The following is an 11,820-nucleotide window of genomic DNA, read 5'->3' on the forward strand; positions in this document are numbered from 1 at the left end:
CGATCAGACCGCGGGCCGCTCCGCGGGCTCCGACTCGGGCGGTTCGGACGCGACCGGTCGCACGTCGGCCCACGTCCAGCCGACGATCGCGGCCGCGGCGACGAGCGCGTAGAACTGGACGAACACGCCGGCAATCGTTCCGAGCACGGGGACCACCGAGAGCACGCCGATCGCGAGCGCGCCGGCGAGGACGACGACGGCCGCGGCGATCCACCCCGTCGCGTACGCCCGCTTCGTGACGACGCCCCAGAGCGTCCCGACGGCGAACCCGTCGCCGACGCGCCCCGAGTCCGCCACCGCGGCCAGCGCCGCGGGCGTCACGTAGAGCCCGACCAGCGACAGGACCAGGGCGACGAGCCCCGCGACGAGGACGAAGATCCCGACTGCGAAGGTGCCGAGGAAGGTCCCCGCGCCGCCGTCGCCGGTTCCCGGCACCACGACGAACGCGCCGAGGCTCACCGCCGCCGCGACCGCGACGACCGCGAGCGGCAGCAGCGAGTAGACGAACGCGACGGCGAACGCCTTCAGCCCGTCGACGAACAGGTCGCCCCACTCCCCGAAGACCGGCGGGGCGTCGTCGCCGTCGGCGGTGCGCCGCAGGACGCGCGTCAGGTAGCCGAGGACGAGGATCGAGGGGACGATCAGCGGACTCGCGAGGAGCAGGAGCCCGCCGATGACGGCGGTGGTGACGGCGTCGTCGCCGTCGCGGAGGTAGGTGAGCGATGCTTCTATCATGATGATTCTCACGCTCTCGACGCGCCGTGAGGTATTAAGCTAGTATGGCGGCGTTCAGCGGGCACCGGAGCCGACGGATTTTATCCGGCCCGACCCGACTCGCCGGTATGCCCGACCTCAACCCCGTCGCGAAGCGGATCCACAACGTCCAGCCTCGGCCGGTGCGGCTCGAACTCGACTCCGGCGAGAGCGGCGTCTTCGAGTTCTCGTCGACGGAGTTCTTCCAGCGAGAGTTCCGCGGCGAGGGCGTCCGGACCGACGCCGACGGCGACGCCGACTTCCGGCTGATCAGCTCCGACGACTACGAGCGGATCCTGCTCGGCCGCTCGGGGCCCGACGAGGAGGGGTGGTCGATGGTCGGCGAGGTGGTCGCGGCCGAGCGCGCCGAGGAGTAGGGGCGCGCCGATCGCAGCGCTCGATTCAGCGGACGATTCAGCGGACGACCGTCACGGGCACCTCTGCGCGGCGCACCACGCCCTCCGCGACGCTGCCGAGGAGGACCCGCGAGAGCCCGGTCCGCCCCCGACTCGCCAGCACGACGTGGTCGAACGGCTCGGCGGAGTCCGGCTCCTCGCCGACCGGCTCCTCGCCGCCGGCCACCTCGAGGATCGTCTTCGTCGGCCGGCCGACCTCCAGGCGCGTCTCGATCTCTCGGTCGACCGCCTCGGCCGCCTCGCGTAGGGTCCGGTTGCCGCGCTGTTTGGCGCTCTCGTACCACTGGTCGGAGGCCCCCGGGAACCCGCCCTCCGCGCCTGTCGCCGAGTCCGCGGGGTTGATCACGTGGAGCGCCGTGAGTTCGGCGTCCGGCCACTCGCCGGCCGCGAACCGCAGCGCTTCGGCGGCCTCCTCCGACCCGTCGACCGCGACGAGGATGCGTTTGGGCATACGTGGCGGTTCGCCCGCTCCGAATAAAAAGAGCGGCGGCGACTCCGGCTCGGTGGCAATCCGCCGCCAGCGGGGAGCGGAACTCCTCGACTGCGTCGGCGGTCGGCCCAAAACACTTGCTGGGGCGCCCCTTCAACGATCCGCATGGGCAACACCCCGTACGCGCGGTCGCAGCTGGCGTCGGTCACCGCCCGCGGCGGCGCGTGGCTCGTCGACATGGTCGCGAGCCTCGCCGCCGCCGCCGTCGTCTCGTTGGCGGTCGGCGCCGTCTCGGGCGGCCTCGCCGACCTCGCCTTCCTCCTCGTCGCGGTGGGCTGGTACGTCGTCTCGGAAGCGGTCTGGGGGCACACGCCGGGGAAGTGGGTCGTCGGGATCGAGGTCGTCGACACGGACGGCGAGGAGATCTCCGCCAGCGCAGCGGTCGTTCGAAACGTCACGAAGATACTCGGTGGCGCCTCGCTCCTGCTGATCCTCGCTGGCGTCGTGTTCATCGCCGACGACCTCGACAACCAGCGGCTCGGCGATCGGTTCGCGGACACGCTGGTCGTGCGGGTTTAGGAAGGCTCCGCAGTCAGTCGTGCCGCGTCACGCACTCCGAGAGCCCGATCAGCTCGACGGGCTCGGAGTTGTCCGGCGAGTAGACGACCATCTGTCCCTTCTCCATGTACGGGACCTTCCCGGCGAGGTTCGTCGGGATGTTGACGCTGGAGATCGCGTCCTCGTCGCCGAGGTTCAACACGATCTTCGTGTTCACCTGTTTGAACACCGACTCGGCGACGTCCTGCGGGTCCTGCGTGATCAGGAAGAGCCCCAGTCGCTCCTTCCGGCCCTGCTTGGCGGCCTCCGTGAACTTCTGGACCACCTTCTGCGCTTGGACGTTGTCGGCGTCGGCGAGGAAGTTGTGCGCCTCGTCCATCCCGACCAGCAGCGGCGTCTCCTTGATCCGGTCGCTCGCCGGGTCGTTCGAGAGCTTGTCGTCGACGAGTAACCCCGCGACCGCGAGGACGACGATCTCCTTCTGCCGGGAGGTCGGGAGGTGATACGTGGGGACGACGGAGAGCCCGCCGGGGCGCACGAGCGTGTGGTCCAGCTCCGTGATCGGCTTCGCGTCCTGGTCGAACACGCCGCTCGGGACGCCCCGGACCCGACGCTTGACGGCGTCGAACGTCGCCTCGTGGACCCGGCCGCTCTCGTGGAGCTCCTCTTTCAGCGCCGGGTCGTCGAGGTACGAGAGGAACTGGCTGTAGGTGCCCGAGTCCCCGTAGTTGTCGAAGAAGCGGTTGAGCAGCGTCAACAGCGCGGGGTACTGGTTGTCGTTGAGCCCGGAGCCCGCGACGAGCCACGGCATGTCGTCCGCCAGCGAGAAGGGGATCGTGAACTCGACGCGTTCGGCGCGGTGTCCCTCGCCGGGGTACGTCGCGTTCGCGACTCGCGGGACGAGGGCGACCGTGTCGTCGTGGCCGCCGTGGGCGATCCCCTCGCGCTCCAGCCGGCGCGCGAACGCGTCGTCGAGGTCGGGGTTGTCGTCGTGCATCTGCGCGTACTCGTCCTGCGGGTCGAACTGGACGACGGCCATTCGCGACTCGCGGCCGTCGCCCATGGGGTAGGTCCGGTCCGAGTCGAGGTACTGCCGGAGGACGTTCTTCGAGGCGTGGGTCTTCCCCGACCCGGTGCCGCCGGCGACGAGCGTGTGGCGGAACGCGAGCGGGTCGCCGTCGGCGTAGTCGTCCTTCACGCGGTAGTCGACCGTGGGGGGTTCCGCCGCGGTCCGGACCTTCTCGCCGCCGACCGAGAGGTGCCCGAGGAAGACGCCGTCGTCGGGGATCTTCAGCCCCGTCTTGATTTCGGCGTCGTCGGCCGCCTCCTCGACGACGGCGCCCGGCTTGGGCACGCGGTCCGTCATCCGCCGCTTCATCGAGTCGCCCTCGCCGTAGACGACGGACATCGGTTCGAGGTCGGCGACGAACTTGTAGTCGCGCTCGGCGAACTCGTCGCGTCGCATCTGCCGGCGGGCGTGGATCTCCGTCGCGTCGTCCGACTGGAACTCCTGTGCGTACTCCAGTCCGGTGATCCGACAGAAGAGGCGCTCGCCGTCGGGATACGGGATCAGGAGGTACTTCCCGAGCCGCACCGACTCGCGGTTCCCGGTCGTGACGAACGCCTTCAGCGACGTCTCGTCTTCCTCCTCCGCCACGCGGAGCCCCTGCGACACCGACACGACGCCCAGGCCCGAGTCGCTTCCGGCCGGCGTGGCGTCGTAGGCGGCGAACGCGTCGTCCCCGCGTTCGCCGCCCGCGTCGGGCTCGGGCGCGTCCGAGGGGGCCGCGCCCGCCGCGCTCCCGCCGTCGGCCGCGGACTCGCCGCCGTCTCCGGCCTCCCCGGCGCCGTCGGCCTCGCCTCGAGCGCCGTCCTCGCCGTCACCGTCACCGTCCCCGGTGAACTCGGTGAAATCCTCCAGCGTCATGGCGTATCCACCGGTCGCCGGGCCGAAAGCGTTTCCCCTCGCGTCGCCGGCAGCCGTCTCGGCCCCGACCGGCCGCGGAGCGCCGGTCACGGCGCCCTTATCCGGCTCGGTCCCGTAGCCGTGGCATGATACTCGTTCGCGGCAGCGGCGGCGGGACGGACCTCACCGGAACGGTGTTCGAGCGCGGCGAGGAGCCGCCCGCGTACAAGGGCGCGCCGAACGAGGACGCGCCGTACGTGTGGGTGTGCGACTCCTTCTACGAGGTCGAGAGCGGCGGCTCCCCGCTCGTCGTCGACGGCGAGGAGATCCGCGTCGCCTTCGAGGAGCCGATGCCCCGCGGGTTCGACACCCGAGACCAGGCGGTCGAGGCGGCCCGCGACCACGTCCGGACGCAGTTCGCGCGGATCGGCGTCGACCCCGACGACGTCGCGGTCGAGGTGAGCGCGGCGGACCCCGCCTGAGCTTCGCTACCGAACTCCGGCCGCGTCCGCTACCGGCCCTCCTTTTACCCGTCCCGCTTCGGTACTGGTCGGTATGTCCGACCCGTCCGAAAATTTCGATCCCGAGTCGCGGGAGGAGCGCGAGGTCGCCGCCGAGGCCGCGACCGACCGCTCCGACTTCCTCTCGCTCATTGCCCACACCTACCGCGGCGAGCTCGGCCGGACGAGCTCGTGGCGGACCCGCATCGACCGGACGACCAACTGGGCGGTCGTGGTGACGGCGTCGCTGCTCACGTGGACCTTCTCGAACGAGTCGCGGCCGCACTACGTGCTGCTCATCGGGCTCGTCATGCTCAGCGTCTTCCTCGGCATCGAGACCCGCCGGTACCGAGCCTTCGACGTCTGGCGGTCCCGCGTCCGACTGCTGGAGGAGAACGTGTTCGCGAACGCGCTCGACCCGGAGGGCGTCGAGCAGTCGAACTGGCGACAGCTGCTGAGCGAGGACCTCCGCGAGCCGACGATCAAGATGCCGAGCGTCGAGGCGGTGTCCCGGCGCCTCAGACGGGTGTACGCGCCGCTCTTCTCCGTCCTCATCGCGGCGTGGATCGTCAGGCTCACCGTGTTCACGCCGTCCGGGAGCGGCGTCGTCGCGACCGCCGCGGTCGGCGCGATTCCGGGCGCGCTCGTGCTGGCGATCGTCGCCTGCTTCTACCTCGTCGTGCTGGCGCTGACGCTGCGACGGGCCCCGAGGCGGGCCAAAGGCGAGATGCAGTCCGCCGAGAGCGTCGACGACTGGAAGTGAGCCGGGCCCGTCTCCACCCTCGCGTTAAGTTTGACGTGAATTGTGGTAGACAGCGAAGGCTTCGAGCCAGTTTTGAGCTGTTTCGAGCGCGACATTGTAAAAACTATTCGCAAACGATGATATTCGTCGGCACATATTTCAAATGACATTTTAGATGGCATTCCGATTTTCATGTTGAATGAGTTAAAACCGATAGCCATCTTCAGCGAGTACTGATCCGAGATAGTCTGCGTCATCGACGAGAAACTCCACGTTATTCAGCTAATAGCGCCGATGTAGATCGGTCAGAAACCATCGCGTCGTCTGTTTATTTGTGGTTGAATAGAGACTCACGTGGAGGATCTCGTTCGTCTGTGGATCAACCGCGCCGTACAGTCAGAACTGCTGGCCGTGGAGGCGGATCATCTTTTCGTCAATCGCGAGTTGATCCTTGGAAACGGTTGAGATCGGCTTTATGAACTCAGTTGTGAATAGCGACGCGGCTCGGATTAATTCTATATTTTCAGGGAATTTACTTACTTCGCGTAGTGGCATACCGGTTAAGTGACATCGGATCCCTATTTCGATTGACCATCGATGCGTTCGATCTTGCTCCACAAAACGACAAGTCGATCCACACGATACCATCGTTGAGGCGGTCGAATTCTGCCATAGACACTCAGAACTCGTCCGCCTCATCCTCTAAGTTAAGGCGACCACGGTGGGTCGCCGAGATGTTACGAACTCTGATCGTCGGTCGCCGTTCCTCTCGCGTGGACGACAGGTCTTTAGCCCAGTCAGTTACACATACCTCGTATGGACGTGGACCGCTTTGAGGGTGTTCAGTCGGGGATCGCCGAGCGGACTGAGCTGGCTACCGAACCGGGCACGACCGCGGTCCCTTTCGAGGGCGTCCGGAGCGTCGAATCCATCGAGAGCGTCGTCGGCATTACAGGGGGATACGGGTCAACTCTGCTCGCCGCCGTCAGCGCCGCGGTACTTCTCGTAGTCGCGGTCGGCGCGTTGACCGTGTACCGCCGCCGGGCCACTAACACATTCGGCGGCCTCTCGGCGTCTCCGACCGGCGGCAGCGCCTCGGACGGGGGCAGCGCGAGCGCCGACGGAAACGGAGGAACGAGCGATGCGACCGAGCCGAACGTCGGCAAGTCGGACCGATCAGACAGTGACGGCGCGAGCACGGCGTTCGACGACCAGATCGGCGATCGGACCCTCGACCAGCTCGAACCGGTTGTGCCGGACGCAGTCTCGCGAGTCCGTGACCGACTCCCGCTTGGTCGGAACGCGACGCCGAACACAGTCGACACGATAGAGCGAGACCTTCGGCAGGCTGTCGAGGGCGCGCTTGACGAGGGGCTGTTCGACCCGACCGTGACCTCGCCGCTGGGCGGGACCTACGACGTAGTGAATCTGCCGAGTCGATTCCGCGAACTGACGGTACCCCCCGGGGGCGAAACAGCCCATGTGGCAGATATGGAGGGAGTTGTCCGCGCCGCACTCTCCGGCCGGGACCTCCACGAGGCCGCTCGAATCGTCACGGCGGTCCACGAGCACTGCCAAGAGATCGAGTCCCACATCCGGCGCCGCGAGGGATCGTACCTCGAGACGCGACGAGAGGCGGAGCGAACGCTCGAGGACATCCGAGGAATGACCAACCGCTTCGACGGCACCCTCGCCGACCGTGTTCGGGAGTTCGTCGTTGACGGGCGACACGAGGCCCTCTTGGGTGTCCGCGATATCGAGCGACGGATCGACACCGCGGACCGATCGCTCCACGCCTGCGCGTTCGACGATGCTGACCGGGCGGTCCGCAACGCCGAACGGGCCGGCGACGACCTGCTGATGGCGGTCGACTTCCTCGGCGGCGTCACCGGAACGATCGACCACGGGAGCGGCCGGATCGAGGTTCCGGAGGGAGTGGACGACGCGTTCGTCGCCGATCTCGTGCCGATCCTCGAACGACAGTACACCGTCGGCGTGGAGTTCGACGGCGACGAGATCGTCGTCACCGGCGGCGAGTCGTCACAGTCCGGAGGGCGCGGCTCCGCGCCCTCCGGCGGCGGAGGCGGCTCGCGTCCCGGCGGGAGGAGATCTGGTTCCAAGCCCGAGGCTTCCGGTTCCCCCTCGTTGGGTGATTCGACGGGAGGATCGAGGCGGGAGAGAAGCAGTGGACGTGAACAGCTCACGCCGGACGCGGTCGCGGACGAGATTCTCTTCGTGCTCCGGGAGCTCGACGATCGGGGCGGGAACGGCGCCGTCGAGTGTCAGACAGAGCTGCTTCCCGACGCGGTAGCGCGCCGCGAGGTGCTCGAACCGCTGGCGACGTTTTGCCGGCGACAGACGGACCTCGTGGCGTCCGTGACACTCCAAGAGAACGCACCCCCGGGCTTCTTCGAAATTGAATTCACGGAGAGAACCACTGCGTCCACCGGGCTCAACTCGCTCCGGAAGCGATTTACTGAGCGACACGGAGGGTGAGCAGTCTGGAACGCTGTCGAAGTTCTGTCAACTTCCAATAATAAAATCGGGGGAACCAACCGCGTCCGTAATGTTTTATGTGTCTCCGTGACCGCTCATACGTTATCCTAACATGACCGACATCTGTAAGATCTGTATGCAGCGCTCGAACAAGTGGGCTGGCGAGTCGCTCGTCGAGCACTTGGCCCGAGCCCACGCGGACGAGCCCGCATCGGTCGAGCAGGTGTATCCGGACCGCAAGGAAGCGGCGCTGTCCGGGGACGGTCCCGCCGCAGACGATCAGGACAACGCGACCGATCCAACAGACACCGGCGAGTTCGGGCGGGCCGCGACGCCAGCGCCCGCGGGAACCGAAACGCCGAGCGACGACTTGATGGACGATGCCTACGGAAAGAAGTGGTATCTCGTCGGCGTCGGAGGCGCGGGAAACAACATCCTCGACGCGATTCTGCTGCGACGCGCGACGCTTGAGGAGAACAACGAGCGTCGCGCCCGGATCTGGCAGGGTGGGTTGGCGGGGTACGGGTTGTTGAACACTAATGTCAGCGAACTCGAACAGACCTACTATGCCCAAGAGGAAAAGGGGTACAGCCGTAACGACCTCCTCCCCAACTGTATCATCGGCTTCGGCGAACACGACTACGCCGGCGCCGGCTACCGGTGGGACCTCGGACGAGACCTGATCGAGGCCGACTTCGCCGATGACGCCGACCCCTTCCGGGAGCGGTGGGACCTCAAGGGCGAGCGGCTCCGTGACTCACAGGCCGTGATGTTCGTCCACAGCGTGACCAAAGGCACAGGCTGTGGCGCGACCCCGGTCCTCGCCGAGAAACTCCGCGAGAAGGTGCTCGACGATGGGATCGTCTCAAAGCCGCTGTTCAGCAGCGTCGTGATCCCCTCCGAGGGGACCCAATACTCGGAGTTTGGTGGCCGCGCGAAGGTGAACGGCGTTGTTGGCCTCGCCCGCACTTCCCGAACCGTCGACGCGATCATCCCGTTCGATAACCAGCGGCTGGAGGACGTGGGTGCCGATATCCGCCCGCGGGTCGACCGACTCGGCGAGTACAACCCACCACAGTACGTCGAGGTGAACAAGCCGCTCGTGGCCTTCTTGGAGGCGTTCACGATGTCGTCGGTGCCGCAGTTCCTCGACCGCGACGCGACGATGTCGATCAAGGGAGACGTGTTCGACCCGGCCGACAGCTTCCGCCCGGTTCAGGACAAGTACCAGCGCGACCCGGACCGAGACTTCTCGCCCGCGGTAGTGCTCGCGCCGGTGCTCGGCCGATCGCGAGCGAACACGTTCGACAAATCGAAGCTGGAGCTGCTCGTCCGGAACGCGCTGTTCCAGAACAAACTCGCCGAGTTCGATCCGACAACCGCGTGGGGCGGTACCTTCCTCGTGTACGGTCCCGAAGGGAAGATGCAGGAGGTCTCGGAGCTGATAGGTGACGGCACTCTCGCGAGCATTATCGGCGACGAGGAGTTCCTTGACGCCGGTCGCTCGACCGGGATCGAGTCGGTGGACATCCACATCAAACAGCTCGTGACGCCGTACCTTGACGACGTGTACCTGTGGGGGACGCTGTGGAACCCAGAGATGCCCTCGATCGAGACGATGTACGACCACGCGCTGACACTCAAACAGGAGGGGAACAGCGAACAGGCAGAGAACGTCCGCGAGGTATGGGACGAGGTCGAGGCGCTGTTCTCCTGTCTCGGCCGGGAGAATATGGCGTGACCGGAAAGTCAGCCCCCGAGTAGTCTTTCCCGTGTCGCTTTTGTCTCTTCTTTTCCCTCTCTCTGTAAGTGTATGAATATATATGAAAAGTATTAGGGTTACTTACCAGACAAATGACAACGATGAAGAGGGATATTGTGGTACAAACGACGGTCACGCCGTCGGGGAAGGGTGTCTATCGTCGGGGGGATCAGTCGGACGACCTCAGAGATGCCACCGGTGCGCACGAATGGTCTGATATCAAAAAATCGATCTTGGACGGTGAACCGGCCGCGCGCGCCTCGTGGGTGAGGAGGTAGCCCATGTCCGAGGAGACGGGTCACGAGGCGAGTACGGCCGGGATCAATCCGCTTGACGGGGAGTCGGTACTCAAGAACGTCCATCCGTCTTGGATCAACTGGAAAGGACGGCTGTTCTTTGCCTTCTTTTTCGCGGTTATCGGGCTGATGATCGGAGGTGACGTCGGTGCGTTCTTGATCTTCCTCGGACTGCTTCAAGTTTTGAGCGCCTTCCTTTCGCGCCGGGCGAGTCGGTACATCGTTACGAATCAGCGGGTGAAAGTAAAAATCGGCCTGTTGGGATCGTCGACTCAGGAGGCCAGGCTGGACACCCTCAACGGCATCTCGACCAACTCCGGGTTCATCGAGGGGCTCTTCGGCAAGGGCACCGTCTCCGTGACGGACGCCGCCCGCGAGACGCTGGCGATCAAGGGCGTCGGGGACTACCAAGACCTTGCGCGGACGCTCCGCGAGCAACAGCGACAGGCGTCACAGCCCGGCCGCGCCGGCCATCAACAGCAGCCGCCGGGCGGTCAGCAGTCGCAGCCCCCACAGTCGCAGTCGGCGAGCGGCTCGGCCGCGAGCGGAGGTGAGTCGCCCGCGAGCGATTCGGAAGCCGAGACCGACGAAGGGACCTCCCGCGAGCGCTGCCTGAGCTGCGGCTCGCTGATCGACGACTCCGTGGGCTTCTGTCCGGAGTGCGGGACAGAAGAACCGTTCTCCCCGTCCGCGGTGTCGGCGTCGGACGACGACGAGTCGGGATCCGCGGCCGACAACGCGTCGAGCGACCCGGAACCGGAGTTCCGCGACCACCCGGTCGTTGAGGCCGCGGACGCGATCGCAAGTCAAGAACGCCCCGACGACGACGCAGCCCGCGAACTCTGTCGGGTGCTCGCAGATCCCGACATTGACAGCCACTCGGTCAAGTCAGCTCTGAGAGGCGCTGTCGGTGCCATCGAAGAGGCGGAAGAGAGACAGACGGAGACGGAGAGAAGCGTCCCCGACGAGCTTGCCGGCCTCGGGGAGTCGCCGACCGCAAATCAGCTCGAATCCGCCCGCGGACGGCTGTTGCGCTCCGATCATCCCGCCGCGACCGCGACACTCCCCGTCGTGGATCGCGCGATCCAGCTTGAGGCCGAACGCGAGCAAGCGGCGACCGAACGGGACCGCTACCGAGAGGCAGTCGAGTCGATCTGCGACGCGGCGGCCCGTGGGGGGGCCGTGAGCTTCACGGCTAACAACCCCGACGCGCGCGCCGAGGAACTCGTCAAAGCCGTCGAGCGCGGTGACGCAGTCATCGAGTCCTCCGGAACCGCGTGGGAGTCCGTGGCCGCGGAAATAGAGCGCTCGAAGCGACCACAGAGCACGGAGGCGCGGGACCTACTCAACGCGTTCGAGACGAACGACACCGAGGAGATGACCGCCTCCCTCGGCGCCGCGGTGGAGGAGCTCGAAGAACTCGGCGAGCTCCGATCCGGGATCATGGACATTGAGCAGCGCGACATCCAACGGCGGATCGACTCCTTGGAGGAGGAGCTTGGCCGTACCGACGGGAGCGTCTACCGTCACCTCGCGGACCGGGTCCGCGAGCTGGAGGCGATGGCGAACGAGCCAGATGTCGACGAGGTACAGCTATACGCCATCTACCAGGAGTGTACCTTCTACGATCGGACGCTCGTCCCGCGGCTCTCGCGGTCCGACAGCTCCTCGGAGAGCGTCGACGTCGCACGGCGGGCGCGCGATATTGAGGATCGGATCGCGTCAGTCAACGACGAGTACGTATCGGTCCGCGCCGACCACAACCACACCATCCCGAAGCACTTCCTCGACCTCGCCGACACGCTCCGTGATCGGGCGCGGCGCATGGGCGACGAACAGCCTCACCAGGCGGCCGGCCAGCTCGCCGCCGCGAGCGATCTCCTCGACCACGTCGAAGAACTGTACGAGCGTAATGAGTACAGCGTGATGCTCCGTCGGCTGCGCGGTTGACACCTATCCGC

At 66.4% G+C, this 11,820-nt stretch carries 11 protein-coding genes and 1 pseudogene; 8 read left to right on the top strand and 4 right to left on the bottom strand.

Annotation, left to right across the window (positions count from 1 at the left end; translation table 11 throughout):
* Nucleotides 1-3: 3 nt before the first annotated feature.
* Nucleotides 4-735: a DUF4013 domain-containing protein gene (locus C470_RS12055; protein ID WP_008367538.1), complete on the bottom strand. Its 732-nt coding sequence runs from the start codon at nucleotides 733-735 to the stop codon at nucleotides 4-6.
* Between the two features lie 107 nt (nucleotides 736-842).
* On the opposite strand from C470_RS12055, the gene C470_RS12060 reads away from it, so the two are divergent.
* Nucleotides 843-1,130 (top strand): hypothetical protein, encoded by a 288-nt coding sequence (locus tag C470_RS12060; protein WP_008367540.1) that lies wholly within the window; start codon nucleotides 843-845, stop codon nucleotides 1,128-1,130.
* 37 nt (nucleotides 1,131-1,167) lie between these two features.
* On the opposite strand, the gene C470_RS12065 is transcribed toward C470_RS12060, so the two are convergent.
* Nucleotides 1,168-1,620, bottom strand: coding sequence for a universal stress protein (locus C470_RS12065; RefSeq protein WP_004596857.1), 453 nt, complete (start codon nucleotides 1,618-1,620; stop codon nucleotides 1,168-1,170).
* Between the two features lie 144 nt (nucleotides 1,621-1,764).
* Here C470_RS12065 and C470_RS12070 point away from each other — a divergent pair, with 144 nt between their 5' ends.
* Nucleotides 1,765-2,178, top strand: coding sequence for an RDD family protein (locus tag C470_RS12070; protein WP_008367542.1), 414 nt, complete (start codon nucleotides 1,765-1,767; stop codon nucleotides 2,176-2,178).
* Nucleotides 2,179-2,191: 13 nt separating this feature from the next.
* On the opposite strand, the gene C470_RS12075 is transcribed toward C470_RS12070, so the two are convergent.
* Entirely contained in the window at nucleotides 2,192-4,084 is a 1,893-nt protein-coding gene (locus C470_RS12075; protein WP_008367544.1) for an ATP-binding protein, read from the bottom strand.
* A gap of 125 nt (nucleotides 4,085-4,209) precedes the next feature.
* Here C470_RS12075 and C470_RS12080 point away from each other — a divergent pair, with 125 nt between their 5' ends.
* The gene (locus tag C470_RS12080) at nucleotides 4,210-4,545 is read left to right on the top strand and encodes a DUF7113 family protein (protein ID WP_004596850.1); all 336 of its coding nucleotides are present in this window, start codon (nucleotides 4,210-4,212) and stop codon (nucleotides 4,543-4,545) included.
* Nucleotides 4,546-4,618: 73 nt separating this feature from the next.
* Nucleotides 4,619-5,326 (top strand): DUF2270 domain-containing protein, encoded by a 708-nt coding sequence (locus tag C470_RS12085; RefSeq protein ID WP_008367545.1) that lies wholly within the window; start codon nucleotides 4,619-4,621, stop codon nucleotides 5,324-5,326.
* Between the two features lie 24 nt (nucleotides 5,327-5,350).
* Here the strand turns inward: C470_RS12085 and C470_RS16510 are convergent.
* A pseudogene (locus C470_RS16510) lies at nucleotides 5,351-5,978 on the bottom strand (IS6 family transposase).
* Nucleotides 5,979-6,121: 143 nt separating this feature from the next.
* Between C470_RS16510 and C470_RS12090 the strand changes: the two are divergent.
* The 4 genes from C470_RS12090 to C470_RS12100 all read left to right on the top strand — a co-directional run bounded on the left by C470_RS12090 (nucleotide 6,122) and on the right by C470_RS12100 (nucleotide 11,809).
* The gene (locus C470_RS12090) at nucleotides 6,122-7,801 is read left to right on the top strand and encodes a hypothetical protein (protein WP_008367547.1); all 1,680 of its coding nucleotides are present in this window, start codon (nucleotides 6,122-6,124) and stop codon (nucleotides 7,799-7,801) included.
* A gap of 112 nt (nucleotides 7,802-7,913) precedes the next feature.
* Nucleotides 7,914-9,542, top strand: a complete 1,629-nt coding sequence (locus C470_RS12095) for a hypothetical protein (protein WP_008367549.1) — start codon at nucleotides 7,914-7,916, stop codon at nucleotides 9,540-9,542.
* Nucleotides 9,543-9,655: 113 nt separating this feature from the next.
* A complete protein-coding gene (locus tag C470_RS15780) occupies nucleotides 9,656-9,841 on the top strand; it encodes a hypothetical protein (protein WP_152418671.1) in 186 nt (61 codons plus the stop codon).
* A gap of 3 nt (nucleotides 9,842-9,844) precedes the next feature.
* Complete coding sequence (locus tag C470_RS12100; protein WP_082226685.1) at nucleotides 9,845-11,809, top strand: PH domain-containing protein; 1,965 nt, start codon at nucleotides 9,845-9,847, stop codon at nucleotides 11,807-11,809.
* The last annotated feature ends 11 nt before the right edge of the window (nucleotides 11,810-11,820 follow it).

Source organism: Halorubrum distributum JCM 13561 (assembly GCF_000337395.1).
In the GTDB taxonomy this organism is placed as follows: Archaea; Halobacteriota; Halobacteria; order Halobacteriales; family Haloferacaceae; genus Halorubrum; species Halorubrum distributum.

Excerpts from the sequence above, each read along its gene's own strand:
- C470_RS12055 (WP_008367538.1), bottom strand. The coding sequence starts at position 735 with ATGATAGAAGCATCGCTCACCTACCTCCGCGACGGCGACGACGCCGTC.
- C470_RS12060 (WP_008367540.1), top strand. The coding sequence starts at position 843 with ATGCCCGACCTCAACCCCGTCGCGAAGCGGATCCACAACGTCCAGCCT.
- C470_RS12065 (WP_004596857.1), bottom strand. The coding sequence starts at position 1,620 with ATGCCCAAACGCATCCTCGTCGCGGTCGACGGGTCGGAGGAGGCCGCC.
- C470_RS12070 (WP_008367542.1), top strand. The coding sequence starts at position 1,765 with ATGGGCAACACCCCGTACGCGCGGTCGCAGCTGGCGTCGGTCACCGCC.
- C470_RS12075 (WP_008367544.1), bottom strand. The coding sequence starts at position 4,084 with ATGACGCTGGAGGATTTCACCGAGTTCACCGGGGACGGTGACGGTGAC.
- C470_RS12080 (WP_004596850.1), top strand. The coding sequence starts at position 4,210 with ATGATACTCGTTCGCGGCAGCGGCGGCGGGACGGACCTCACCGGAACG.
- C470_RS12085 (WP_008367545.1), top strand. The coding sequence starts at position 4,619 with ATGTCCGACCCGTCCGAAAATTTCGATCCCGAGTCGCGGGAGGAGCGC.
- C470_RS12090 (WP_008367547.1), top strand. The coding sequence starts at position 6,122 with ATGGACGTGGACCGCTTTGAGGGTGTTCAGTCGGGGATCGCCGAGCGG.
- C470_RS12095 (WP_008367549.1), top strand. The coding sequence starts at position 7,914 with ATGACCGACATCTGTAAGATCTGTATGCAGCGCTCGAACAAGTGGGCT.
- C470_RS15780 (WP_152418671.1), top strand. The coding sequence starts at position 9,656 with ATGACAACGATGAAGAGGGATATTGTGGTACAAACGACGGTCACGCCG.
- C470_RS12100 (WP_082226685.1), top strand. The coding sequence starts at position 9,845 with ATGTCCGAGGAGACGGGTCACGAGGCGAGTACGGCCGGGATCAATCCG.